Origin of the sequence: Streptomyces sp. NPDC050509 (assembly GCF_044457965.1) — a bacterium.
Lineage (GTDB): Bacteria > Actinomycetota > Actinomycetes > Streptomycetales > Streptomycetaceae > Streptomyces.
Window position 1 is genome coordinate 45,233 of the sequence record NZ_JBITHL010000010.1, and the last position, 23,638, is coordinate 68,870.

General features: G+C 71.2%; 22 protein-coding genes. 10 read left to right on the forward strand and 12 right to left on the reverse strand.

Features of this window, described 5'->3' with window-relative positions:
• Positions 1 to 43: 43 nt before the first annotated feature.
• Positions 44 to 1,285: a threonine aldolase family protein gene (locus ACIBJC_RS27500; RefSeq protein WP_399296899.1), complete on the forward strand. Its 1,242-nt coding sequence runs from the start codon at positions 44 to 46 to the stop codon at positions 1,283 to 1,285.
• A gap of 177 nt (positions 1,286 to 1,462) precedes the next feature.
• On the opposite strand, the gene ACIBJC_RS27505 is transcribed toward ACIBJC_RS27500, so the two are convergent.
• Positions 1,463 to 2,134: a response regulator gene (locus ACIBJC_RS27505; RefSeq protein ID WP_399296901.1), complete on the reverse strand. Its 672-nt coding sequence runs from the start codon at positions 2,132 to 2,134 to the stop codon at positions 1,463 to 1,465.
• A 133-nt stretch (positions 2,135 to 2,267) separates the two neighbouring features.
• Positions 2,268 to 3,467, reverse strand: coding sequence for a histidine kinase (locus tag ACIBJC_RS27510; protein ID WP_399296903.1), 1,200 nt, complete (start codon positions 3,465 to 3,467; stop codon positions 2,268 to 2,270).
• Positions 3,468 to 3,658: 191 nt separating this feature from the next.
• Here ACIBJC_RS27510 and ACIBJC_RS27515 point away from each other — a divergent pair, with 191 nt between their 5' ends.
• Positions 3,659 to 4,639, forward strand: a complete 981-nt coding sequence (locus ACIBJC_RS27515) for an SAM-dependent methyltransferase (protein ID WP_399296905.1) — start codon at positions 3,659 to 3,661, stop codon at positions 4,637 to 4,639.
• Positions 4,640 to 4,714: 75 nt separating this feature from the next.
• Positions 4,715 to 5,866 (forward strand): NADH-quinone oxidoreductase subunit D, encoded by a 1,152-nt coding sequence (locus ACIBJC_RS27520; RefSeq protein WP_399296907.1) that lies wholly within the window; start codon positions 4,715 to 4,717, stop codon positions 5,864 to 5,866.
• 36 nt (positions 5,867 to 5,902) lie between these two features.
• Here ACIBJC_RS27520 and ACIBJC_RS27525 read toward each other — a convergent pair whose 3' ends face one another.
• The 4 genes from ACIBJC_RS27525 to ACIBJC_RS27540 form a co-directional block, all read right to left on the reverse strand.
• Positions 5,903 to 7,036 carry a coiled-coil domain-containing protein gene (locus ACIBJC_RS27525; protein WP_399296909.1) on the reverse strand — a complete coding sequence of 378 codons (1,134 nt, stop codon included), beginning with the start codon at positions 7,034 to 7,036 and terminating at the stop codon, positions 5,903 to 5,905.
• A 175-nt stretch (positions 7,037 to 7,211) separates the two neighbouring features.
• Positions 7,212 to 8,201 (reverse strand): ABC transporter substrate-binding protein, encoded by a 990-nt coding sequence (locus tag ACIBJC_RS27530; RefSeq protein ID WP_399296911.1) that lies wholly within the window; start codon positions 8,199 to 8,201, stop codon positions 7,212 to 7,214.
• Between the two features lie 59 nt (positions 8,202 to 8,260).
• Positions 8,261 to 9,025 (reverse strand): ABC transporter permease, encoded by a 765-nt coding sequence (locus ACIBJC_RS27535; RefSeq protein WP_399296913.1) that lies wholly within the window; start codon positions 9,023 to 9,025, stop codon positions 8,261 to 8,263.
• 2 nt (positions 9,026 to 9,027) lie between these two features.
• A complete protein-coding gene (locus ACIBJC_RS27540) occupies positions 9,028 to 9,720 on the reverse strand; it encodes an ABC transporter permease (RefSeq protein ID WP_329822198.1) in 693 nt (230 codons plus the stop codon).
• A 153-nt stretch (positions 9,721 to 9,873) separates the two neighbouring features.
• On the opposite strand from ACIBJC_RS27540, the gene ACIBJC_RS27545 reads away from it, so the two are divergent.
• Positions 9,874 to 11,061: an ABC transporter ATP-binding protein gene (locus tag ACIBJC_RS27545; RefSeq protein WP_399296915.1), complete on the forward strand. Its 1,188-nt coding sequence runs from the start codon at positions 9,874 to 9,876 to the stop codon at positions 11,059 to 11,061.
• Positions 11,062 to 11,116: 55 nt separating this feature from the next.
• Here the strand turns inward: ACIBJC_RS27545 and ACIBJC_RS27550 are convergent, their stop codons facing one another.
• Positions 11,117 to 12,229, reverse strand: coding sequence for an alpha/beta hydrolase (locus ACIBJC_RS27550; RefSeq protein ID WP_399296917.1), 1,113 nt, complete (start codon positions 12,227 to 12,229; stop codon positions 11,117 to 11,119).
• Positions 12,230 to 12,584: 355 nt separating this feature from the next.
• On the opposite strand from ACIBJC_RS27550, the gene ACIBJC_RS27555 reads away from it, so the two are divergent.
• The 6 genes from ACIBJC_RS27555 to ACIBJC_RS27580 all read left to right on the forward strand — a co-directional run bounded on the left by ACIBJC_RS27555 (position 12,585) and on the right by ACIBJC_RS27580 (position 17,568).
• Positions 12,585 to 14,396 (forward strand): phosphatidylglycerol lysyltransferase domain-containing protein, encoded by a 1,812-nt coding sequence (locus tag ACIBJC_RS27555; protein ID WP_399296919.1) that lies wholly within the window; start codon positions 12,585 to 12,587, stop codon positions 14,394 to 14,396.
• A gap of 61 nt (positions 14,397 to 14,457) precedes the next feature.
• Positions 14,458 to 15,360 (forward strand): dihydropteroate synthase, encoded by a 903-nt coding sequence (gene folP, locus ACIBJC_RS27560; protein WP_399296921.1) that lies wholly within the window; start codon positions 14,458 to 14,460, stop codon positions 15,358 to 15,360.
• Between the two features lie 8 nt (positions 15,361 to 15,368).
• The gene (locus ACIBJC_RS27565; RefSeq protein ID WP_399297321.1) at positions 15,369 to 15,857 is read left to right on the forward strand and encodes a nuclear transport factor 2 family protein; all 489 of its coding nucleotides are present in this window, start codon (positions 15,369 to 15,371) and stop codon (positions 15,855 to 15,857) included.
• 193 nt (positions 15,858 to 16,050) lie between these two features.
• The gene (gene folB, locus ACIBJC_RS27570) at positions 16,051 to 16,410 is read left to right on the forward strand and encodes a dihydroneopterin aldolase (protein WP_399296923.1); all 360 of its coding nucleotides are present in this window, start codon (positions 16,051 to 16,053) and stop codon (positions 16,408 to 16,410) included.
• Positions 16,407 to 17,021, forward strand: a complete 615-nt coding sequence (gene folK / locus ACIBJC_RS27575) for a 2-amino-4-hydroxy-6-hydroxymethyldihydropteridine diphosphokinase (protein ID WP_399296925.1) — start codon at positions 16,407 to 16,409, stop codon at positions 17,019 to 17,021. The genes folB and folK overlap by 4 nt, the downstream gene beginning before the upstream one ends.
• A gap of 49 nt (positions 17,022 to 17,070) precedes the next feature.
• Positions 17,071 to 17,568 carry a DUF3180 domain-containing protein gene (locus ACIBJC_RS27580; RefSeq protein ID WP_399296927.1) on the forward strand — a complete coding sequence of 166 codons (498 nt, stop codon included), beginning with the start codon at positions 17,071 to 17,073 and terminating at the stop codon, positions 17,566 to 17,568.
• A 79-nt stretch (positions 17,569 to 17,647) separates the two neighbouring features.
• Here ACIBJC_RS27580 and folE read toward each other — a convergent pair whose 3' ends face one another.
• From folE to ACIBJC_RS27605, 5 genes are all read right to left on the reverse strand, one after another.
• A complete protein-coding gene (folE, locus tag ACIBJC_RS27585) occupies positions 17,648 to 18,253 on the reverse strand; it encodes a GTP cyclohydrolase I FolE (RefSeq protein WP_329822206.1) in 606 nt (201 codons plus the stop codon).
• A 117-nt stretch (positions 18,254 to 18,370) separates the two neighbouring features.
• Entirely contained in the window at positions 18,371 to 20,398 is a 2,028-nt protein-coding gene (gene ftsH, locus ACIBJC_RS27590) for an ATP-dependent zinc metalloprotease FtsH (protein WP_399296930.1), read from the reverse strand.
• A 201-nt stretch (positions 20,399 to 20,599) separates the two neighbouring features.
• Positions 20,600 to 21,139, reverse strand: a complete 540-nt coding sequence (gene hpt, locus ACIBJC_RS27595; RefSeq protein ID WP_399297323.1) for a hypoxanthine phosphoribosyltransferase — start codon at positions 21,137 to 21,139, stop codon at positions 20,600 to 20,602.
• A gap of 114 nt (positions 21,140 to 21,253) precedes the next feature.
• A complete protein-coding gene (gene tilS / locus ACIBJC_RS27600; RefSeq protein ID WP_399296931.1) occupies positions 21,254 to 22,306 on the reverse strand; it encodes a tRNA lysidine(34) synthetase TilS in 1,053 nt (350 codons plus the stop codon).
• 187 nt (positions 22,307 to 22,493) lie between these two features.
• Positions 22,494 to 23,621, reverse strand: coding sequence for a zinc-dependent metalloprotease (locus ACIBJC_RS27605; protein WP_399296933.1), 1,128 nt, complete (start codon positions 23,619 to 23,621; stop codon positions 22,494 to 22,496).
• Positions 23,622 to 23,638 lie beyond the last annotated feature (17 nt).

The window sequence follows — 23,638 nt, forward strand, 5'->3', positions numbered from 1 at the left end:
ACAGGCCCACCACGGCGGGTCCGGGGTGGGCCATCATCGGTCCATGGACGAGACGAGCGGGACGGCCGGGGTGACCGGGAAATCCGGGGAGCCCGGAACGGCCGGGGAGACCGGGAAGGCCGCCGGGGCGGACGAGGCCGTACGGCGGCGGAGGCTGGCCGCGTGGCGCGGATCCCGCCGCGCGCTGGCGCGCCCCGCCATGGATCTGCGGCTGGGCGAGCGGCTGGCGGCCCTCGCGGCGGACGCGGGGGCGGTGCACGACCTGGACGATCCCGCGGACATGTACGGGGACGGGGTGGTCGCCGAGCTGGAGCGGCGCGTGGCCGGGCTGCTCGGCTTCCCGGCCGCGGTGTTCTTCCCGACGGGCACCATGGCGCAGCAGGTGGCGCTGCGGTGCTGGGCGGGGCGTACGGGCAACCGCACGGTGGCGCTGCATCCGCTCGCGCACTCGGAGGTCCATGAGCGCGACGCGCTGTCGGCGGTGAGCGGGCTGCTCACGGTCCGTCCGACGACGGAGCCGCGACTGCCGACCGCACAGGAGATACGGGACCTGGCGGAGCCCTTCGGCACGCTGATGCTGGAACTGCCGCTGCGGGACGCCGGCTTCGTCCTGCCCGGCTGGGACGAGCTGGTCGCGGTCGTGGAGGCGGCGCGCGAGCGGGACGCGGTGGTGCATTTCGACGGCGCGCGCCTGTGGGAGAGCGTCGCGCACTTGGGCCGCCCGCTCGCCGAGATCGCGGGCCTGGCGGACAGCGTGTACGTGTCCTTCTACAAGTCCCTGGACGGGCTGTCGGGCGCGGCGCTGGTGGGCCCCGAGGAGCTGGTGGAGGAGGCGCGTGCCTGGCGCCACCGCTACGGCGGCCAGGTCTTCCAGCAGTTCCCGGCCGCTCTGTCGGCCCTGCTGGGCCTGGAGCGCGAGCTGCCCCGGCTGCCCGCGTACGTGGCGCAGGCGCGCGTGGTGGCCGCGGCGCTGGCGGAGAGCCTGGCCGCGTCCCCGGTCCCGTGGTTCCGCGTCCACCCCGAGCCGCCGCACACCCACCAGTTCCAGGTGTGGCTGCCGTACGCGCCGGAGGTGCTGACCGAGGCGGCGGTGCGGCAGGCCGAGGAGACGGAGGTGACGCTGTTCCGTACCTGGCACCCGGCGCCCGCCGGGCCCCCGGGCCTCGCCTTCACGGAGGTGACCGTGGCGGAGGCGGGTCTGGAGTGGACGGCGCAGGACATACGGGCGGCGGTCGAGGACTTCGTACGCCGTGTGCGGGAGGAGCAGGAGCGGGAGCGGGCCTGACGACGCGGCGGCGCGGACGCCATGTGATGCATCAGCTCGACGTCACCGTGGTGGCCAGGCTCGGCAGCGACTTCCTGGAGGGACTGCCGCGCTGAGGGGCGCGCGCCGCGCTGAGAGGGACTGACACGCAGCCCGACCAGGGCCCACCGCGGCCGGAGGCGTGTCGTGGCCCCCGGGTCAGACCGCTCCGCCGCCCGCCCTGACCAGTCCCGACTCGTAGGCGAGGACGACCACCTGGACCCGGTCGCGCAGCCCGAGCTTGGTGAGGATCCGGCCGACGTGGGTCTTCACGGTCGCCTCGGAGAGCACCAGCCGTCCGGCGATCTCACCGTTCGACAGTCCCTGCGCGACCAGCATCATGACCTCGCGCTCGCGGTCGGTCAGCCGTTCCAGCTCCTTGTTCTTCGGCTTGCCGCTGCTGGGCAGCAGCGGTGCGAAGCGGTCGAGGAGGCGGCGTGTCGTGGACGGCGCGACGACCGAGTCGCCGCTGTGCACCGCACGGATCGCGTTCAGCAGCTCGCCCGGGGGCACGTCCTTCAGCATGAAGCCGCTGGCCCCGGCCTTGAGCCCGGAGAAGGCGTACTCGTCGAGGTCGAAGGTGGTCAGGATGAGGACCTTCGGGGCGTCGGGCACGGCACAGATCCTGCGGGTCGCCTCGACGCCGTCCAGCCGGGGCATCCGTACGTCCATCAGGACGACGTCGACCTCGGTGGAGCGCAGGTTCTCGATCGCCTCCGCGCCGTCCCCGGCCTCCGCGACGACATCCATGTCCGGTTGCGCGGCCAGCACCATACGGAAGCCGGTCCGCAGCAGCATCTGGTCGTCGACGAGCATCACGCGGATCGACATCGGGGGTTCCTTGTCCGGTAGGGGCCATCAGTGGTGCGGAGGGTGGTGTCGCCGCGGAAGGGACGGTGGCACCGGGCCCGGTGCCACGACGGCGCGGAGCTTGCCGGGCCGGGCGGGACTTTCGAAACACGCACTAGTGTCCCGCCTTCAGGGGCAGCAGCGCGCTGATCCGGAAACCGCCGCCCGGCCGCGGGCCCGCGTCCAGCGTGCCGCCGACCATGCCGACCCGCTCCCGCATGCCGATCATGCCGTGGCCGCGCCCGTCCGCGCCGCCGTCCTCGTACAGTTCGTGCGCCGCGCCCCGGCCGTCGTCCTCGACGAGCAGGCCGAGCCCGTCGTCGAAGTAGACGAGCCGGACGCTGGCCCCGACGTCCGGGCCGCCGTGCTTGCGCGAGTTCGTGAGGGCCTCCTGCACGATGCGGTACGCGGTCAGCTCGACGCCGCTGGGCAGCGGCCTCGGGGTGCCCTCGATCTTGAAGTCCACGGCCAGGCCCGCCTCCCGTACCTTCTCGACCAGGTCCTCGATCTGTCCGACGTCGGGCTGCGGAACGTACTCCCCGCTCTCCTTGGCGTCGCCGGTCCGCAGCACGCCCAGCAGCCGCCGCATCTCCGCGAGCGCCTGCCGCCCGGTGGTCGAAATGGTCTCCAGGGCCTGTTTGGCCTGGTCGGGCGCGGCGTCCAGGACATAGGCGGCGCCGTCCGCCTGGACCACCATGACCGACACGTTGTGCGCGACGACGTCGTGCAGCTCGCGGGCGATCCTGGCGCGTTCGGCGGCGACCGCCACCTTGGCCTGCGCCTCGCGCTCCTTCTCCAGGCGCGTGGCGCGCTCCTCCAACTGCGCGAAGTAGGCGCTGCGGGTCCGCAGCGAGTCGCCCAGCACCCAGGCCAGCAGGAACGGCACGGTCAGCACGGCGGTGAAGAAGATCCGGCCCGCGACGCCCGCCTCGTCCACCGGCCAGCGGAGCTGTGACAGCGGTGCGGCGAGCACGCCGCCGGCCAGCGCGAACCGGGGGGCCCAGCGGGATCCGCCGCGCGCGGCGACGGTGTAGATGAGGACCAGCATCGCGAAGTCGGCCGGGCTCACATGGACGTTCAGCACGAGCTGCGCGACGCCCACGGCCGCCACCAGCAGCAGCATGTACTCGGGCACGCGCCGGCGCAGCGCCACCGCCAGGGAGAGCGGGACGGTCAAGGCGATCGCGATCAGCCGTGGCTCGACGCCGCTGTTCTCCTGGACCGCCCACAACAGCGAGATCCCGAAGAGCAGGACAGCCCAGAAGCTGTCGACGCCCGTCGGGTGTCGTCGAAGAAAGTCGTAGAAGCGCTGCACGTAACCCAGCGTAGGGAAGCGGATAAGCCGGAGGGTCAACCGGAGGATCGATCCGGTCGGCGGAAGCCTACTCCCCAAGGTGGAGACTTGGCCCCGTGACGGATGACGTGACGGGTGAGACGTGTAAGTCGCGGGAAGCGCGAAGCGGCGGGCCCGGTTCCGGGCCGGGAGCCGGACCCGGCTCCCGGCCGGTGCGCTGGCGTACGGCGGCGGAGGCGGCGCTGTACGGCCCCGGCGGCTTCTATCTGCGTCCCGAGGGCCCCGCGGGCCACTTCCGTACCTCGGTGCACGCCTCCCCCCTCTTCGCCGCGGCCGTCGCCCGGCTGCTGGTGCGGACCGCCCGGCTGCTCGACCGCGACGAGGTGGCGCTCGTCGACATCGGCGCGGGCCGGGGTGAGCTGCTGACCGGCGTGCTGGCGGCGGTTCCGGAGGGGCTGACGGTGCGCCCGTACGCCGTGGAACGCGCCCCGCGCCCGCCGGGGCTCGACCCGCGCGTGGAGTGGTGCGCGGAGCCGCCGGCCGGGACCGTCGGGCTGCTCTTCGCGAACGAGTGGCTGGACAACGTGCCGCTCGACATCGCCGAGACGGACCCCGAGGGAGTCGTACGGTACGTCCTCGTACGGCCGGACGGCTCCGAGGAACTGGGCGGGCCCGTGGAGGGCGCCGACGCGCGGTGGCTCGCCCGCTGGTGGCCGCCGGCCGGGCCCGGCACCCGGGCGGAGATCGGCCGCCCGCGCGACGAGGCGTGGGCGGCGGCGGTCTCCACGCTGGAGCGGGGGCTCGCGGTCGCCGTGGACTACGCGCACGTACGGGACGCCCGGCCGCCGTTCGGCACGCTCACCGGTTTCCGGGCGGGCCGGGAGGTGGCCCCCGTACCGGACGGGAGCCGCGACCTCACCGCGCATGTGGCGCTGGACGCGTGCGCGGACGCCTGCCCGCTGCCCGGCGCCGAGTTGCTCGGCCAGCGCGAGGCGCTGCACCGGCTGGGCGTGCGCGGGGCGCGCCCGCCGCTCGCTCTCGCGTCCTCGGACCCGGCGGCGTACGTACGGGCGCTCGCGGGGGCCGGTGAGGCGGCGGAGCTGACGGCGCGCGGCGGCCTCGGGGACTTCGGCTGGCTGACGCAGCCGGCCGGGATCACACCACGGGACCTGTGGGGACCGGGGGACCTCTGACGTCGGAGGACGGCGATCGGCGGACGGCGAAGGGGGTTCGCGGCGGCTCCGCGCGCCTCTGAGAGACTGTCGCCCATGACGGAGACCACCCGGACGACGGTCGGCATCGGCGGCGCGGCGGAGAGCACCGACATGGTGCTCAATATCGGTCCGCAGCACCCCTCCACCCACGGGGTGCTCCGGCTGCGCCTGGTGCTCGACGGCGAGGTGATCCAGCACGCGGAGCCGGTGATCGGCTACATGCACCGGGGCGCGGAGAAACTGTTCGAGGCGCGCGACTACCGGCAGATCGTGATGCTCGCCAACCGCCACGACTGGCTGTCGGCGTTCTCCAACGAGCTGGGTGTGGTGATGGCCGTCGAGCGGATGCTCGGCATGGAGGTCCCCGAGCGCGCCGTCTGGCTCAGGACGCTGCTCGCCGAGCTGAACCGGGTCCTCAACCACCTGATGTTCCTCGGCTCGTACCCCCTCGAACTGGGCGGGATCACCCCGGTGTTCCACGCGTTCCGGGAGCGCGAGGAGCTCCAGGCTGTGATGGAGGAGGTCTCCGGCGGCCGGATGCACTACATGTTCAACCGGGTCGGCGGCCTCAAGGAGGACCTGCCCGCGGGGTGGCTGGGCCGGGCCAGGCACGCGATCGCCGATGTGCGCTCGCGGATGGACGTGTACGACCGGCTGGTCCTCGGCAACGAGATCTTCCGGGGGCGCACGCGCGGCGTCGGGGTGCTGTCACGGGAGGCGGTGCACGCGTACGGGGTGTCGGGGCCGATCGCCCGCGCCTCCGGGGTCGACTTCGACCTGCGCCGCGACGAGCCGTACCTCGCGTACGGCGAGCTGGCGGACGTACTCACGGTGGTGACCCGGGAGGACGGCGACTGCCTGGCCCGTTTCGAGTGCCTGCTGGAGCAGTCGCACAACGCGCTGGCGCTGGCGGACGCCTGTCTGGACCGGATCGGCGAGCTGCCGCAGGGGCCGGTCAATCAGCGGCTGCCCAAGGTGCTGAAGGCGCCGGAGGGCCACACGTACGCCTGGACGGAGAATCCGCTCGGCGTCAACGGCTACTACCTGGTGTCCAAGGGCGAGAAGACGCCGTACCGGCTGAAGCTCCGCTCCGCCTCGTTCAACAACATCCAGGCGCTGACCGAACTGCTGCCCGGGACGCAGGTCGCCGACATGGTGTCGATCCTGGGGTCGCTGTTCTTCGTCGTCGGCGACATCGACAAGTGAGCGGGTAAGGCCGTAGCGCCGCTACGGCCTTACCGCCTACGAGCTGATCGCGCCGCGCAGCTCGCCGAGGGGAAGCTGCTCCGTCTCGTCGTGCGCGGTCAGGTCGATGACCTGGCCGATCCCCCGCTCCTCGGCCCTGCGCCGCTCGGCGAGCGCCTCTTCGCCCACCACGTCGGCCAGGTCCTCGCGCGCCACGCGCGCCAGCCGGTCCAGGGGTACGGGCGCGGCGGCGGCCGGAGCCCGAACCGGTTCCGCCGGGTCCGCCGGTGTCTCCCCGGCCTGGGCCCTGTCCTGGGCCCCGTCGCCGTCCCCTGCCCCGTCCTCGGAACCGTTCTGGTCCTCCAGGACGTGGGCGCACTGGCCGCCGAAGAAGTCGAAGCCGCCCTCGGGGCGACGCCCGGGCCGACCCATCGGGGAGTACGGGACGATCGCGGACGCGATCGGCACGGGAGGCTCGGACGGGGTGGCGGAGGCGGGAAGGGCGGACGCCGGGCGGCTGTGCTGCTCCGCCCCGGCGGCCGCCGCGTGCTTCCCCTGCGGCTCCTCCGCCTCCGTCGCCCGCTCGGCCAGATCGCGGGCGCGGGCCGCCGCGACGGTGCGCTTCACCTGCTGGGTCACGCCGTTGCGCGTCAGCTCGTCCAGGGCGCGCGCCGCTCCGACGTACGCGGCCTTGGTCGGCCCGCCGCTCGCGGCCGTCAGCGCCTTGGGCTCGGCCGCCGCCTCCAGGGCGAGCTGACGCCGCCCCTCCAGGGCGGTCGCCCGCTCGGTCTCCGCGGTGGCGTACCGGCGCAGCAGCGCGGCGTGCTCGCCGCGCAGGCCCGCCAACTCGACCCGCTTGGAGCGGAGTTTGGCGTCCAGTTTGGCGCGCAGTTCGCGCGACTCCTCGACGTCGGCCTCCAGTTCGGCTATGCGCTCCTCGGTCTTCCAGTGGTCGCTCTCCCGGCCGCGCGTCAGCTCGGCGACACGGCGGCCCGCGTTCCGGTCCCAGCTCCGCATGAAGACGGCGCCGCTGACCGCGGCGACGGCCGCCGCCGTGATCAGCCCACGGAGCACCAGGGGATCCGCGAACAGCCAGGAGCCCGCAGCGCAGAGAACCGCGGCTCCGGCGACCGCCGTCGGCGGCAGAAGCTTGTGGAGGGGTGGGGAATGGCGGTGGCGTCCACGTGGCATGGCCTGAAATTTACCGTGCGTGGAAGCCGATTGGGGCACCGGTCGGACAATCTTTCCCGGCCTGTTGTCGACTCCGCTCCCCCGTCCCTCCCTCTCGTCTCCTGTTTCCTCTACAGAACTCCGTTTTGCCTGCCGCGACTTACCGCCCGCTTACCGTTCACGCGGCGCACTTCGGCTACTTCTTGACCAGACCTTTGGACTCCAGATACTCCTTGGCCACGTCCTCGGGCTTGGCGCGCTCGGAGTCGACCTTGAGGTTCAACTGCGCGAGATCGGCGGTCGTCAGGGCATCCGTCAGCTTGCCGAGAGCATCGGCTATCTCCTGCGAACCGGCGTCCTTGGCATTGACCACCGGCAGTACGTTGTCCGCGTTCTGGAGCTTCTTGTCGTCCTCCAGCACCACGAGTCCGTAACTGTCGAGCGTGCCGTCGGTGGTGGAGCTCAGGGCCACCTGGTCCACGCCGTCCTTGACCGCCTGCTTGGACTGCGGCGTACCGACTCCCTTGGGGTCGATGCCCGCTACATCAATACCGTAGGTCCTCTTGAGACCCGGGGCGCAGAAGGGCCGCACCTCGCACTCGTCGCCCGCCGCGATCTTGACTTTGATCTTGGATTTTCCAAGATCGGAAAGCGTCTTGAGCTTGTTCTTGTCGGCGAATTCCTTGCTGACGGCGAAGGCATTCTGGTCGACGGCCTGCCCGGCGGGCAGCACCTTCAGCCCGCGCGGCTCGGCGAGCTTCTTCAGCTCGGCGACCGTCGCCGCGGTGTCGCTGGAGGCGAGGGGCTTCTCCTGCGCCGCCTTGGCCCCGTTGACCTTGGCGTTGAGGAATTCGGTGATCGTCGCGGCGTACTCGGGCACCACGTCGATCTCGCCCTTCTCCAGGGACGGCTCGTACAGCTCACGGTTCTTCACGGTCGTGACGGACGTGGAGTAGCCGGCGCCGCCCAGCACCTGGGCGTACAGCTCCGCCAGCACCTTGGACTCCGTGAACGCGGCGGCGCCGACGACCAGGGAGCCCTTCTCGCCGGATCCGGAAGCCGAACCGGAACCGGAGTCCGCGCCGCTCTTGTTCTTCTCCAGGCTGTCGCCGCCGCACGCGGCGAGCGACGCGGTCAGTGCCGCCACCGCGAGTACCGCGCCCGCGAAACGCGAGGTCTTGCTCATGATGTCCACTCTCCAAAGAAGCAGAAAAGCCAAGCCAGTCGTGATCACACGGGTCGTCGTCACACGGTCGTCTTCACCCGGTCGTTCGTCTTCACCCGGCCGTCCGTCGTCGCACGGCCGGTCGTACGGGCGGGACCCCCGCCGTCGTCAGGCGTCCCGGCGAGGGACGGCGCCGGGTCGATCACCCGGTCCAGCGCCACCAGCGCGCCCTCGACGAGCAGCGCCAGGAGCGCGACGAGCAGCGCGCCCGCGACCACCTGCCCGGTGTCGTACGTGTTGAACCCCGCGGTGATGATCCGGCCGAGCCCGCCCTGTCCCACCATCGCCGCGATGGTGGCGGTGGCCACCACCTGGACGGCGGCCGACCGCAGCCCGGTCATGATCATCGGGTAGGCGAGGGGCAGCTCCACGCGGACGAAGACCTGGCGCCCGGACATCCCCATGCCCCGCGCCGCCTCCACCACCGCCGGATCCACCTCGCGCATGCCCACATAGGCGTTGGTGAGCAGCGGCGGCACCGAGAAGAGCACCAGCGCGATGATCGTCGGCACCGAGCCGGAGTTGCGCAGCGGCGAGACCATGAAGAGCGCGAGCACGGCGAAGACGGGGATCGCCCGCCCCACGTTGGAGATGTTGATGGCGAGCGCGCCGCCCTTGCCGAGGTGCCCCAGGAAGAGCGCCAGGGGCAGGGCTATCGCACAGGCGAGCGCCAGCGAGACCCCGCTGACGACGACGTGCTCCTCCAGCCGCTGCCACACCCCGCCGTCGCCCGACCAGTTGGCCCCCGTCGCCAGCCAGCTCCACGCGTCCCCGAGAAACCCCATGGTCACCCCACCGCCTTCGCCGCGCGCGTCCGTATGCGGGTCCAGGGCGTCAGCGCCCGCTGGACCCCGAGCAGCAGCAGGTCGGCCACGACGGCCAGCAGCACGCACAGCACGGACGCCGTCAGCACCTGCGCCTTGAAGAAGCTCTGCAACGCGTCGTCGATGAGATTGCCGAGCCCGCCGCGCCCCACGATCGAACCGACCGTCGTCAGCGCGACCGTCGACACCGTGGCGATCCGCAGGCCGGCCATGAGCGCGGGCAGCGCGAGCGGCAGCTCGACCTCCCAGAGCAGCCGCCCCGGCCCGTACCCCATCCCGCGGGCGGCCTCCCTGGCCTCTTCCGGCACCGAGGCCAGTCCCGCCATGATGTTCCGTACGAGAATGGTCAGCGAATAGAGCACGAGACCCGTGATCACCAGACCGGCGGAGAGTCCGAAGACCGGCAGCAGCAGCGAGAACATCGCGAGCGAGGGAATCGTGTAGAGCAGGGTCGTCAGGCCCAGTACGGGGGCGGTGAATGCGGGCCTGCTCCGCGCGAGCAGCGCGAGCGGAAATGCGACCAGCAGTCCTATGGCGACCGAGACCACCGTGATCCACACGTGCTGGACCGTGGCGTCGATCAACTCCTGGCTACGGGAGCGAAGATATTCCCCGCAGATCCAGTCGTTCGCCGCCAGGCATCCTTGCGTACCCATCCACCCCCGCCTCCCCGTCCGGCCGCCGCGCACACACGTCGGCCTCCACGACCTCCCACTCCGGCGAGCCTATCCCCGACCTCTGACATTCGCGGAAGTCCGCCACATTCCAGCAACATTGCCTTCACACAACGCGCCGCACAATGGGGAACCATGATCCGATTCGAGCATGTCACCAAGCGGTACCCGGACGGCACCACCGCTGTGGACGACCTCTCCTTCGAGGTCTCCGAAGGCGAACTGGTCACGCTCGTCGGACCTTCCGGCTGCGGCAAGACCACGACCATGAAAATGGTCAACCGCCTCATCGAACCGTCGGAGGGGCGGATATTCCTCGACGGGGACGACATATCCGCGATCGATCCGGTCAGCCTCCGGCGCCGTATCGGCTATGTCATCCAGCAGGTCGGCCTCTTCCCGCACAAGACGGTCCTGGAGAACACCGCGACCGTCCCGCATCTCCTCGGCTGGCAGCGCGCGAAGGGCCGGGCGCGCGCCGCCGAACTCCTCGATCTGGTCGGCCTGGACCCGTCCGTCTACGGCGACCGCTACCCCGAGCAGCTCTCCGGCGGCCAGCGCCAGCGCGTCGGGGTGGCCCGCGCCCTCGCCGCCGACCCGCCCGTCCTGCTGATGGACGAGCCCTTCGGCGCGGTCGACCCCGTCGTACGCGACCACCTCCAGAGCGAGTTCCTCAGGCTCCAGGCGGCCGTACGCAAGACCGTGCTGTTCGTCACGCACGACATCGAGGAGGCCGTCCGGCTCGGCGACCGCATCGCCGTCTACGGACACGGCAGGATCGAGCAGTTCGACGCCCCGGCGGCGGTGCTCGGCGCCCCGGCCACCCCGTACGTCGCGGACTTCGTCGGCGCGGACCGCGGCCTGAAGCGGCTCTCCGTCACCCCCATCGAGGAGGGCGACCTCGAACAGCCGCCCGTCGTCCATCTCGACGACCCGCTCGCGCGCGCCGCGGCGAAGCTCACCAAGGAAGGCGCGCGCTGGGCCGTCGTCCTGGACTCCGACGACAACCTGCACGGCTGGCTCTCCGCCGACCGGGCCGCCACGGCGGGCGGTGCCCCCTCGGGGACCGTACGGGAGCACGCGCGCCGCATGGAGGCGTGGCTGCCGGTCGGCGCCTCGCTCAAGCAGGCGTTCGCCACGATGCTCCAGCACGACGCCGGCTGGATAGCGGTGATCGACCGGGCGGAGACCGGGCGGTTCCTCGGGGTCCTCACCCCGGCGCGGCTGCACGAGGCGCTGCGCCGGTCGATCGACGCGGACGCGCAGGCCATCGCCCGTACGGACGTCGAGCTGGAGACCGTCAGCAAGCTCGTCGCCCCCTGAGCGTCCTGAGGGCCCTGAGCGCCCCGGGCTCCCTGAGCGCCCGGGCGGAGCCGGCTCAGTTCGCGCTGAGCCGGCTCGACATCCACTCCAGGGCCGGCGGGATCTCCCGGCGCCAGGTGTTGAAGTTGTGCGCCCCGCTCTTGAGGATGATCGACGACACCTTCGAGGGCGCCTTGACCTTCTGGATGAACTGCTCGGTGGACGTGAGGTTCCGCTCGCCCTTCCTGGAGCTGGTGACGAGCAGCGACGAGTCGCCCTGCCGCCCGTGGTCCAGGCTCCACAGCAGGTCGGCCCGGTTGCGCAGCCGCTGGTCGCCGTGGAAGAGGTCGCCGGTCGTCGGGTCCTCCGCCGCCTTGTAGTACGCGGAGAGTCCGGCGCCCACCGAGTACCGCTCCGGGTGGTGCATGGCGATCTTCAGCGCGCAGTAGCCGCCGGTGGAGTTGCCGATGATGCCCCAGTTACGGGGCGAGGTCTTGACCCGGTACGTCTTCGACACGGCCCGGGGCAGGTCCTTGCCGAGGAAGGTCTCGGTCTGCGGGCCGCCGGGGACGTCCACGCACTCGGTGTCGCGCGGCGGCGCCACGGTGGGCCGCAGCATCACCAGAATCATCGGCTGCATCGCGCCGCGCCGGGCGAGCCGCCAGGCGGTCGACGGGTAGTTCAGGCCCTTGATCAGGTTCTCGGCCACCCCCGGGTAGCCGGTGAGCACCACGGCGGCCGGGAAGGTCTGCCGGGCGAACTGCGGCTGGAAGTACTCGGGCGGCAGATAGACGTACGCCGTGGAGTCGATCCCGGACGTCGCCCCCGCGACGGCGACCTTCTGGATCTGCCCCGCCGTCGCCGGCCGGCCCCCGCCGGGAACGGCCGTGCGCTGCGTGTCCATGACCGCCATGTGCGTACCGTCCGCCGCCCGGCCGACCACGGAGCCCAGCTCCTGCTCCTGGCCGAAGAGATCGCCCCACGTGCCGTAGAAGAGGAAGTACTGGTTGGCCACCAGGCCCACCGCCGCGAAGATCGCCACCTGGGTGGCGAACATGAGCCCGATCCTGCCGAGCACGGCCCGCGCCGTACGCCGCGACAGCCGCGGCCAGAGCCAGATGGTCGCGACGAACAGGAGGACAGCCAGCAGGACGGCCAAGGCCAGGACTTTACGGCTGGTGAGACCCATGTCGACCGAGCTTTCTTCCGTGAGATTTTCCCGGATGCAGAGGAACCCTCCCCCCGAAAGCCGCGTCCTAGAGGGCGCAAAATGTCCGGCCCGCGAAGAAGAAGCGGACTCGGGCCCACACTCTCTCGCGGAGCCACGGGAAGCGATGTCTGTGACGCTAGATGGGGATAAATCGGGATCGGTTCCGGATCGTGCACGACAGTCACCCGGAACGCACTCCACCAGGTCACCGCGCTCCGACAGGCCGGCTCATCCGGACAGGTCAGTCCGTCCGAACAGGTCAGTCCGTCCGGACAAGTCGGCCCATCCGGACAGGTCTGCCGATTCCGACAGGGCACCGCACCGTCCGCCGTCCGTGGCCCGCCGTCTGCTCCGCGGTCCGCGCCCGGAGTCGGTCCCCTCCCTCGTCGGTACGGCCTGCGCCCTCATCGGTCTCGTCGACATCGCCGCGGGCGTCTTCCCGCGCTTCCGCCACAGCCGGATGCACTCCTTCGCCGAGGTACTGCCGGGGGCGCTCGGCCCCTTCGCCGCCGCGCTCTCGCTGAGCGCCGGCGTACTCCTGCTGCTGCTCGCGCACGGGCTCAAACGGCGCAAGCGCCGCGCGTGGCGGTCCGCCGTGTTCCTGCTGCCGGCGGGCACCGTGGCCCAGTTCGCCTACCGGCACTCGGTCATCGGCGCCCTGCTCTCGCTGGGCCTGCTCGCCCTGCTGGTACGCCACCGCGGGGAGTTCGCCGCCCTGCCCGACCCGCGCAGCCGCTGGCGGGCGCTGGCGAACTTCGTCCTCATGGGCGCGGGATCCATCGGGCTCGGCCTGGTCATCGTCAGCGCCCACCCGCACCGGACCATCGGTAACCCCAGCCTGTCGGAACGGCTCGAACATGTGCTGTACGGCCTCTTCGGCTTCGACGGCCCCATCGACTACAAGGGGATCGTCAGCGGCACCGTCGGCTACTCCCTCGGCTCGCTCGGCCTGCTCACCGCCCTCACCACCATCTACCTCGCCTTCCGCCCCGAGCACCCGGTCGCCCGGCTCACCGAGGACGACGAGCGGCGGCTGCGCGCCCTGCTCGACCGGCACGGCGGCCGGGACTCGCTGGGCCACTTCGCGCTCCGCCGCGACAAGGGCGTGGTCTTCTCCCCCAGCGGCAAGGCGGCCGTCTGCTACCGCGTCGTCTCCGGGGTGATGCTCGCCAGCGGCGACCCCATCGGCGACGTGGAGGCGTGGCCCGGCGCCATCGAACGCTTCATGGACGAGGCGAAGGCCCACTCCTGGACCCCGGCCGTGATGGGGTGCAGCGAGACCGGCGGCGAGGTCTGGACCCGCGAGACCGGGCTCGACGCGCTGGAGCTGGGCGACGAAGCGGTGGTGGACGTGCCGGATTTCTCCTTGCGCGGACGCTCGATGCGCAACGTACGCCAGATGGTGACGCGCATCGAGCGCGCCGGCTACGAAACCCGCGTACGGCGCGTCCGTGACCTCTCCGAGGGAGAGCTGGCCCGGATCCGCGACGCCGCCGACGACTGGCGCGGTACGGACACGGAGCGCGGCTTCTCCATGGCGCTCGGCCGGATCGGCGACCCCGCCGACGGCGATTCCGTGGTCGCCACCGCGCACAAACCGGGTGAGGCCGAGCCGGGCCCGCCCGGCCCGTACGGCGACCTGAAGGCCGTCCTCCACTTCGTCCCGTGGGGGACGGACGGGATGTCCCTGGACCTGATGCGCCGCGACCGCTCCGCAGACCCGGGCATGAACGAGCTGCTGATCGTCGCCGCGCTGCACGCCGCGCCCGCGCTCGGGGTGGTGCGGGTCTCGCTCAACTTCGCGATGTTCCGCTCGGCGCTCGCCCGGGGCGAGCGACTGGGCGCGGGCCCCGTGCTGCGCGGCTGGCGCGGACTGCTGGTCTTCCTCTCCCGCTGGTTCCAGATCGAGTCGCTGTACCGCTTCAACGCCAAGTTCCAGCCCCGCTGGGAGCCCCGTTACGTGGTCTTCCGCTCCACCGGCGACCTGCCCCGGATCGGCTTCGCCGCGATGCAGGCGGAGGGCTTCGTCACCCTGTCGCTGCCGCGTCCCCTGCGCCATCTGGGACGCCCCTGGCGCCACGACCGCGCCGACGACCACGCCGCCCGCACCACCGCCCCGTCCGACCCCGGGGTCCGTACGGCATAGGACGCCCCACCAGGTCCGCGAGCCCGGCAAGATCCGAACGAGAGGCCCTAGGGTGGGGCATATGAGTACGTTGCGCGGGCGGGGCACGGTTCTGGGGCTGCCGGAGTGGGACCGGTGTGCGGTCATGGGGGTCGTCAATGTGACGCCCGACTCCTTCTCCGACGGCGGTCGCTGGTTCGACACCACCACCGCGGTCAAACGCGGCCTGGATCTCGTCGGCGCGGGCGCCGACCTGGTCGACGTCGGCGGCGAGTCCACGCGGCCCGGCGCGACCCGGGTCGACGAGGACGAGGAGCTGAGGCGCGTCGTCCCCGTCGTGCGCGGCCTGGCCTCCGAGGGCGTCACCGTCTCCGTCGACACCATGCGCGCCGTCGTCGCCGAACAGGCCGTCGCCGCGGGCGCGGCCCTGGTCAACGATGTCAGCGGCGGGCTCGCCGACCCCGCGATGGTGCCCGCCGTGGCCGCCGCGGAGGTGCCGTTCGTCGTGATGCACTGGCGCGGTTTCAGCCAGGACATGAACAGCCGCGCGGTCTACACGGACGTCGTCGCCGAGGTCGTCGCGGAACTGCGCGCCCGGATGGACGCCGTGATCGCCGGCGGCATCGCCCCCGAGCGCCTCGTGATCGACCCCGGTCTCGGCTTCGCCAAGCAGGCCGAGCACGACCTGGAACTCCTCGCGCACCTCCCCGAGCTGCGCTCCCTGGGCCGGCCGCTGCTGGTCGCGGCCTCCCGCAAACGGTTCCTCGGCCATGTCCTCGCGGGCGGCGAGAGCTCTCCGCCGCCCGCCCGTGAGCGCGACGCGGCCACCGCGGCGGTCTCCGCGATCGCCGCCCACCAGGGCGCCTGGGCGGTCCGGGTCCACGAGGTACGGGCGACGGCCGACGCCGTACGGGTGGCGCGCGCGGTCGAGGGCGCCCGCGGCCCGGTGGAAGCCTCCCACGGCCCGGCCGGGGGAGACCGGTGACCGCCCGGATGGAGAGCGGCGCGCCGGACGACAGCGGGCTGACGGACGGCGAGCGGGTCGAGCGGGCCAACACCACGTTCTACGAGGCGATGGAGCGCGGCGACCTGGAGGCCCTGTCGGGACTCTGGCTGGACGGCGAGGACTCCGGCGTCTCCTGTGTCCACCCGGGCTGGCCGGTGCTGAGCGGACGCGGGGATGTGCTGCGTTCGTACGCCCTGATCATGGCGCACACGGAGTACATCCAGTTCTTCCTCACCGATGTCGAGGTCTCCGTCAGCGCCGACACCGCCCTGGTGACCTGCACCGAGAACATCCTCAGCGGCGGCCCCGCCGAGTCGGGCGGCGAGCTGGGACCGCTGGTCGGGCAGCTCGTCGTCGCGACGAACGTGTTCCGGCGCACGCCGGAGGGGTGGAAGCTCTGGTCGCACCACGGTTCCCCCGTCCTGACCGGAGCCGGCGAGGAAGACACGGAACCGGACGAGGTGCCACCCACGTGAGTGGGTAATCGGTCTCTGTGGATTGGCGAAGAGAACCCGCGGGTAGGGGCGGCTACCAGTCTCGCGGCGCTCCATCCGTCACCCCCGCGGGACGGCACTGTCGGTGCCCGCGGGTAGATTCAAATGTGGGTACCGAGCCGCCCGCGCTCGCGACCGTGTGTCCCGACGACAAACGACAGCAGGAGTGATTCGCGTGGATCGTGTCGCGCTGCGCGGCCTCAAGGCCCGCGGGCACCACGGCGTCTTCCCCCGGGAGCGCGAGGAGGGCCAGACCTTCATCGTGGACCTGGTGCTCGGCCTCGACACCCGCCCCGCGGCGGCCGAAGACGACCTGGCGAAGACCGTCCATTACGGCATCGTGGCGGAGGAGGTCGTGGAGGTCGTCCAGGGAGAGCCCGTCAACCTGATCGAGACGCTGGCGGAGCGCATCGCCCGGAGCTGCCTGAAACACGACGGTGTCCAGGAGGTCGAGGTGGTCGTGCACAAACCGGACGCCCCGATCACCGTGCCCTTTGACGATGTGACCATCACCATCACCCGGAGCCGAGTATGAGTCTGTTTTCAGCGAACGGGCCGCAGAGCGACCCCACGGTCCAGCCGGTGCCCGCCTCCGTGGTCGCCCAGGTCGACGCCGCGGACAGCACGCTGTCCAACCCGCAGCGCGCCGTGGTCGCCCTCGGCTCCAACCTCGGGAACCGGCTGGAGACCATCCAGGGCGCCATCGACGCCCTGGAGGACACCCCGGGCGTCCGGGTCAAAGCGGTCTCACCGGTGTACGAGACGGAGCCCTGGGGAGTGGACCCCGGCTCGCAGCCGTCGTACTTCAACGCGGTCGTGGTCATCAGGACGACGCTGCCGCCGTCCTCGCTGCTGGAGCGCGGCCAGGCCATCGAGGAAGCCTTCGACCGGGTCCGTGACGAGCGCTGGGGGCCGCGCACGATCGACGTGGACATCCTGGCGTACGCGGACGTCGTCTCGGACGACCCGCAGCTCACCCTCCCGCACCCCCGCGCCCACCAGCGCGCCTTCGTACTCGCCCCCTGGCACGACGTGGATCCGGAGGCCCAGGTTCCGGGCGTCGGCCCGGTGGCCGAACTGCTGACGGACGTCGGCCAGGACGGCGTACAACCCCGGTCCGACCTGGAACTACGCCTGCCCGAATAGTCGTTAGGCTCTGCGGGTCGGTACAGCGAGGCGAAGGGCGGCTTACTCGGTGAAGCAGTTGCGGATCGGCGTCCTCGCCGGCCTGTTCGTGGTGGCAGGTGTGCTCTCCTGGGCCGCCGCCCGCCTGTGGGACTCGTTCGGGACCCTGCCGAGCGTGCCGCTCGCGGCGCCCATCGTGCTCGCCGCCATCGCCGCGGTCCTCGCCGCGACGGCCCTCTCCCTGCGCTCCCGGCTCAAGGCCCAGCGGGAGCGCCGCCCCGGCGCACAGGGCGTGGATCCGCTGATGGCGGCGCGCGCCGTGGTCTTCGGCCAGGCGAGCGCGCTGGTCGCGGCCCTGGTCTCCGGCATGTACGGCGGTACGGGCGTCTTCCTGCTCGGCTCCCTCGACATCCCCGCCCGCCGCGACCAGGCCATCTACGCGGGCTTCTCCGTACTGGCGGGCATCGCGGTGATCGCCGCCGCGTTCTTCCTGGAGCGGGTCTGCAAGCTCCCCGAAGACGGCAACGACACCAAGAACGGCGCAGCCCCGGCCGGCCCAGCCGCCTGACGCCTGTCCGGCCGGTCAGGCGCCAGGGCGCGTCGCGGTCCGGGCGGTGGCGGCCACCCACGCGGGTCCGTCCCGGCGCTCAGCGGGACAGGATCAGGCTCATCGCCTCGGCGCGGGTCGCGGGATCGCGGAGCTGGCCGCGTACGGCCGAGGTGATGGTCTTCGCCCCGGGCTTCCGCACCCCGCGCATCGACATGCACATGTGCTCGCACTCGATGACCACGATCACCCCGCGCGGCTCCAGGATCTCCATCACGGACTCGGCGATCTGCGTCGTCAGCCGCTCCTGGACCTGCGGCCTGCGGGCGTAGACGTCCACGAGACGGGCCAGCTTCGACAGCCCGGTGATCTTTCCGTCCGTGGAGGGGATGTAGCCGACGTGCGCGACCCCGACGAACGGGACGAGATGGTGTTCACAGGTCGAGGTCACCTCGATGTCCTTCACCATGACCATTTCGTCGTGGCCGAGGTCGAACGTCGTGGTCAGCACGTCCTCGGGGTTCTGCCACAGTCCGGCGAATATCTCCCTGTACGCGCGCGCCACCCGGCCCGGCGTCGCCCGCAGCCCCTCGCGGTCCGGGTCCTCCCCGACCGCGATCAGCAGCTCACGCACGGCATTCTCGGCCCGCTTCTCGTCGAATTCGCGGATCGGGCTCTCCCCGTCCAGCGTCACCGGGTCGGTCATGTGTGCCTCGTTCCTGTGCCGTTCTCGTGTGCGGGCATACGAATGCCGCGCCCTCCAGGCTAAAACCTGGGGGACGCGGCATCCATTCCGGGCCCTCGGAGGGGTCCCGGCCCGCTGTCAGCTCTCCGGACGGTCCTCAGGAACCGCCTCGGTGGGCGTCTCGCCGGAGGTCACGGAGGGGAGCCCCCCGTTGGCACCGGCGGCGCCGTTGGTCAGCGCCAGCTCCTTGGGCGAGAGCACCGGCGGACGCGTCGACGGAGTACGACGCGACGAGCCGGTCCACGCCGGACGGGACGGGCGCCTCACGATGGTCGAGAAGACCTCCGCGATCTGCTCCTTGTTGAGCGTCTCCTTCTCCAGGAGCGCCAGGACCAGATTGTCGAGTACGTCACGGTTCTCGACCAGGATCTCCCACGCCTCGTTGTGCGCGGTCTCGATGAGCTTCTTGACCTCTTCGTCGACCAGCGCCGCGACCTCTTCCGAGTAGTCGCGCTGATGCCCCATCTCCCGGCCGAGGAACGGTTCGGTGTTGTCGCCACCGAACTTGATCGCTCCGAGCCGCTCGGTCATGCCGTACTGCGTGACCATCGCCCGCGCCGTGGCCGTGGCCTTCTCGATGTCGTTGGCCGCGCCGGTGGTCGGGTCGTGGAAGACCAGTTCCTCCGCCGCGCGTCCGCCCATCATGTAGGCGAGCTGGTCGAGCATCTCGTTGCGCGTGGTCGAGTACTTGTCCTCGTCGGGCAGGACCATGGTGTACCCCAGGGCCCGGCCACGGGACAGGATCGTGATCTTGTGCACCGGGTCGGAGTTCGGAGACGCCGCGGCGACCAGGGCGTGACCGCCCTCGTGGTACGCGGTGATCTTCTTTTCCTTCTCGGACATGATCCGGGTCCGCTTCTGCGGGCCCGCCACGACGCGGTCGATCGCCTCGTCCAGGGCGTGGTTGTCGACGAGCTTCCCGTCGCCGCGCGCTGTCAGGAGCGCGGCCTCGTTCAGCACGTTCGCCAGGTCGGCACCGGTGAAGCCGGGCGTACGACGGGCGACGGCGCCGAGATCGACGTCCGGGGCGACCGGCTTGCCCTTCTGGTGGACCTTGAGGATCTCCAGACGGCCCTGCATGTCCGGACGGTCGACGGCGATCTGCCGGTCGAACCGGCCCGGGCGCAGCAGCGCCGGGTCGAGGATGTCCGGCCGGTTGGTGGCGGCGATCAGGATGACGCCGCCCTTCACGTCGAAGCCGTCCATCTCCACCAGGAGCTGGTTCAGCGTCTGCTCGCGCTCGTCGTGTCCGCCGCCGAGGCCCGCGCCGCGGTGCCGGCCGACGGCGTCGATCTCGTCGACGAAGACGATCGCCGGGGCGTTCGCCTTGGCCTGCTCGAAGAGGTCACGCACCCGGGAGGCACCGACACCGACGAACATCTCGACGAAGTCGGAGCCCGAGATCGAGTAGAACGGCACCCCGGCCTCGCCCGCGACGGCGCGGGCCAGCAGCGTCTTGCCCGTACCGGGCGGGCCGTAGAGCAGCACACCCTTCGGGATCTTGGCGCCGACGGCCTGGAACTTCGCCGGCTCCTGGAGGAATTCCTTGATCTCGTGGAGTTCCTCGACGGCCTCGTCCGACCCCGCCACATCGGCGAAGGTCGTCTTCGGGGTGTCCTTGGTGATGAGCTTGGCCTTGGACTTCCCGAACTGCATGACGCGGGATCCGCCGCCCTGCATCTGATTCATCAGGAACAGGAAGACCACGACGATCAGCACGAAGGGCAGCAGCGAGAACAGCACCGAGAGGAACGGGCTCTGCTTCGAAGGCGAGACCGTATAGCCCTTGGTGATGTCACCGTTCTGGAACTTCGTTTGGAGCGTTGTGGCCAGCGAGGATCCCTGATTGCCGATGTAGCTGGCCTGGATCTTGTCGCTGCCCTTGACCTTCAGGCCGTCCTTGAGGTCGACCTTGATGATCTGGTCATCGCCGGTGGTCAGTTTGACCTGCTCGGCCTGGTTCTTGTCGATCGCCTGGACGACCTCACCGGTGTCCACCGTCTTGTAGCCGCCCGACGAGCCGACGACCTGCATCAACACGACCACGGCGAGGACGGCCAGCACGATCCACATGACCGGCCCACGGAAGTATCGCTTCACGTCCATCCATACGGAGCGAAGTCGCCCCGTCCCTCCTGCCCGTAGGTAAATGCTGCTGTGAGAAAAGACTGTTCCTGGGAAGGTACCCCAGCATCATGGCCCGCGACCGCACGGGACGGCTGACGAACCCGTCTTCCCCTGCTCCAACGGCGCGAGCCGGGCTGAGGTTCCCGGCGGCGGGCGCGGCGCCCCGGACCAGGTTCTCGGCTAACCCCCGTAGACATGGGGCGCGAGGGTACCGACAAAGGGAATGTTGCGGTACTTCTCCGCGTAATCCAGCCCGTATCCGACGACGAACTCATTGGGAATGTCGAAGCCGATCCATTTGACGTCGATCGCGACCTTTGCGGCATCCGGCTTACGGAGCAGGGTGCAGACCTCCAGCGAGGCCGGCTCCCGCGAACCGAGGTTGGACAGCAGCCACGACAGCGTCAGCCCCGAGTCGATGATGTCCTCGACGATCAGGACGTGCTTGCCCTTGATGTCCGTGTCCAGGTCCTTGAGGATCCGGACCACGCCCGAGGACTGGGTGCCCGCCCCGTACGAGGAGACGGCCATCCAGTCCATCGTCACCGGGGTGGACAGGGCGCGCGCCAGGTCCGCCATGACCATCACGGCGCCCTTGAGGACACCGACGAGAAGCAGATCCTTGCCTGCGTACTCCGCGTCGATCTTCGCGGCCAGTTCGGCCAGCTTCGCGTCGATCTCTTCCTTGGTGATGAGCACCGACTGGAGGTCGTTGCCCATGTCCTTGTCGTCCACCCGCATCACTTTCGTTGTCGGCCAGCGGTCCGGGGCCGGACGGGACTGCTCGAACACGTCCTGACGGCCCGGGAGACACAGCCGTAGTGCATCAGCGCTTCAGCCCTGCCGGATGACCAGTCTGCCACCCTGCCTCCTGGCCTCCACGCGGCCGGGCAGATTGATGGCTCCCTGGCCGCGCCAGCCCGTGATCAGGCGGTCGACCTCTTCGATGTGACGGGCGAACAGCGAACCGGCGGGGGCGCCCGCGGCGATGACGGCCCGGCGCAGCACCCGGCGGCGGACGGCGGGCGGCAGCGCGTACAGCCTGACGCAGGCGAGTTGCCCCGTCTCGTCCCGTACGGTCGGCTCCGCGTCGGCGGCCCAGCCGTCCAGGGCGTCGGCGTCGTCGCGGGAGAGCTGTGCCGTACGGGCGAGGGCCTCGACGACGCCCTTGCCGAGAGCTTTCTCCAGGGCCGGCAGCCCTTCGTGGCGCAGCCGTGAGCGGGTGTAGGCGGGGTCGGTGTTGTGGGGGTCGTCCCAGACGGGGATGGACTGGACCAGGCAGGCCTTGCGGGCGGTCTGCCGGTCGAGTTGGAGGAAGGGCCGCCGGTAGCGTCCGGCCGCCCCCGAGACGGCCGCCATGCCGGACAGGGAGCGGGTGCCTGAGCCCCGGGCGAGGCCGAGGAGGACCGTCTCCGCCTGGTCGTCGCGGGTGTGGCCGAGGAGGACGGCGGCGGCGCGATGGCGTTCGGCCGCGGCGTCGAGGGCGGCGTAGCGCGCGTCCCTGGCGGCGGCCTCGGGTCCTCCGTCGCGTCCCACGGTGACGGCGACGGATTCGACGGGGTCGAGGCGCATGGCGCCGAGCCGGGCGACGACCTCGGCGGCGCGGAGGTCGGAGCCTGTCTGGAGGCCGTGGTCGACGGTGACGGCGCCCGCCCGTACGGCGAGCTTGGGCGCCTCGAAGGCGAGGGCGGAGGCGAGCGCCATGGAGTCGGCGCCGCCGGAGCAGGCGACGAGCACGAGCGGGGGCTCGTCGGCGGGGAGGGGGATGTGAGCGGCGGGAGTGGTGTGCGAGGTGGTGGCAAGGAGGTCGGCGTGGTCGGTGAGGACCTCGTGGAGTACGCGGCGGACCGCCAGGCGTATCGCCGCGACCGCAGGATGGGGACCCATATCCGGTGCCCTTCGTGATGTTATTTGGGGGGTGCCTCGGTCGGAGAAAGGACGGAGAGCGTCACTCAGAGTGCGTCGATGGTGACAGAACCGAGCCATTACCCGAGCATTGCACGCCTATCCCTCACCCACGGTCCCTCGGATGGGTGATACCTGAGGCGTCCTCCTGCCAGACGTCAGCTTCCGCTCATGAATCCGCCTTACGGTGCACCCGCGCGACCCAATCCGCCGGTTTGGCGATCTCCGCCTTGGTGGGGAGGGTGTTCGGCGAGGTCCAGACGCGGTTGAAGCCGTCCATCCCGACCTGATCGACCACGGCGCGTACGAACCGCTCCCCGTCGCGGTACTGGCGGAGCTTGGCGTCGAGGCCGAGCAGCTTGCGCAGCGCGAGGTCGAGCCGGCTGGCGCCGCGGGCCCTGCGCTGCTGGAACTTCTCGCGGATCTCGGCGACGGAGGGCACGACCTGCGGTCCGACGCCGTCCATCACGAAGTCGGCGTGGCCCTCCAGGAGGGACATCACGGCGGTGAGCCGGCCCAGGATCTCCCGCTGTTCCGGGGTCTGCACCAGCTCGACGATGCTCCTGCCCTCCTCGTCCCGCTCGCCCTCGGGGCGTCCGCCGGCGAGGGACTGGGCGGCCTCGCGCAGCCGTTCGACGACGGTCATGGGGTCGACGTCGGTCTGGTCGAGGAACGACTGGATCTCGCCCTGGAGGTGGTCGCGCAGCCAGGGCACGCCGGTGAACTGCGTGCGGTGGGTCTCCTCGTGGAGCGCGACCCAGAGCCTGAAGTCGTGCGGGTCGACGTCGAGTTCCCGTTCGACGTGGACGATGTTGGGGGCGACGAGCAGCAGCCGGCCACCGTCGGCGGCCGCCGGGAGATCGCGGGTGGCGGACGCGAACGTCTCGTACTGGCCGAGGACCCGGGAGGACATGAAGGAGAGCAGCATGCCCACCTCGACGCCGGTGACCTTGCCGCCGACCGCGCCGATGACGGCGCCGCCGGGGCCGCCCGGGCGGCGCTCCTGCATCTTCTCGAACAGCGGCTTCAGCAGCTCGCGGAAGCCGGCCACGTTGGCCTTGACCCAGCCGGCGCGGTCGACGACCAGGACCGGGGTGTCCGGTGGCTCGTGGTCCTCGGGGATCATCCTCGTGTAGCCGCGGACGTGTTCCTCCGCCGCCTTGGCGTGCCGTCGCAGCTCGGCGACGATCTCGCGCGCCTCGTCGCGGGTGACCTCGGGTCCCGGCCGCGCGAGGCGGGTCGCGGTCGCCACCGCGAGGTTCCAGTCGACCATCTCTGCACCACCGATGCTCGTCATGCGTCAACCGTACGTGC

Bases quoted from the DNA above. Each gene is read 5' to 3' on its own strand.
- ACIBJC_RS27520 (WP_399296907.1), top strand. From the start codon at position 4,715: ATGACGGAGACCACCCGGACGACGGTCGGCATCGGCGGCGCGGCGGAG.
- folE (WP_329822206.1), bottom strand. From the start codon at position 18,253: ATGACCGACCCGGTGACGCTGGACGGGGAGAGCCCGATCCGCGAATTC.
- folP (WP_399296921.1), top strand. From the start codon at position 14,458: ATGAGTACGTTGCGCGGGCGGGGCACGGTTCTGGGGCTGCCGGAGTGG.
- ACIBJC_RS27605 (WP_399296933.1), bottom strand. From the start codon at position 23,621: ATGACGAGCATCGGTGGTGCAGAGATGGTCGACTGGAACCTCGCGGTG.
- ACIBJC_RS27545 (WP_399296915.1), top strand. From the start codon at position 9,874: ATGATCCGATTCGAGCATGTCACCAAGCGGTACCCGGACGGCACCACC.
- ACIBJC_RS27525 (WP_399296909.1), bottom strand. From the start codon at position 7,036: ATGCCACGTGGACGCCACCGCCATTCCCCACCCCTCCACAAGCTTCTG.
- ACIBJC_RS27530 (WP_399296911.1), bottom strand. From the start codon at position 8,201: ATGAGCAAGACCTCGCGTTTCGCGGGCGCGGTACTCGCGGTGGCGGCA.
- ACIBJC_RS27535 (WP_399296913.1), bottom strand. From the start codon at position 9,025: ATGGGGTTTCTCGGGGACGCGTGGAGCTGGCTGGCGACGGGGGCCAAC.
- ACIBJC_RS27500 (WP_399296899.1), top strand. From the start codon at position 44: ATGGACGAGACGAGCGGGACGGCCGGGGTGACCGGGAAATCCGGGGAG.
- ACIBJC_RS27550 (WP_399296917.1), bottom strand. From the start codon at position 12,229: ATGGGTCTCACCAGCCGTAAAGTCCTGGCCTTGGCCGTCCTGCTGGCT.
- ftsH (WP_399296930.1), bottom strand. From the start codon at position 20,398: ATGGACGTGAAGCGATACTTCCGTGGGCCGGTCATGTGGATCGTGCTG.
- folK (WP_399296925.1), top strand. From the start codon at position 16,407: ATGAGTCTGTTTTCAGCGAACGGGCCGCAGAGCGACCCCACGGTCCAG.
- ACIBJC_RS27565 (WP_399297321.1), top strand. From the start codon at position 15,369: ATGGAGAGCGGCGCGCCGGACGACAGCGGGCTGACGGACGGCGAGCGG.
- hpt (WP_399297323.1), bottom strand. From the start codon at position 21,139: ATGGGCAACGACCTCCAGTCGGTGCTCATCACCAAGGAAGAGATCGAC.
- ACIBJC_RS27505 (WP_399296901.1), bottom strand. From the start codon at position 2,134: ATGTCGATCCGCGTGATGCTCGTCGACGACCAGATGCTGCTGCGGACC.
- ACIBJC_RS27540 (WP_329822198.1), bottom strand. From the start codon at position 9,720: ATGGGTACGCAAGGATGCCTGGCGGCGAACGACTGGATCTGCGGGGAA.
- tilS (WP_399296931.1), bottom strand. From the start codon at position 22,306: ATGGGTCCCCATCCTGCGGTCGCGGCGATACGCCTGGCGGTCCGCCGC.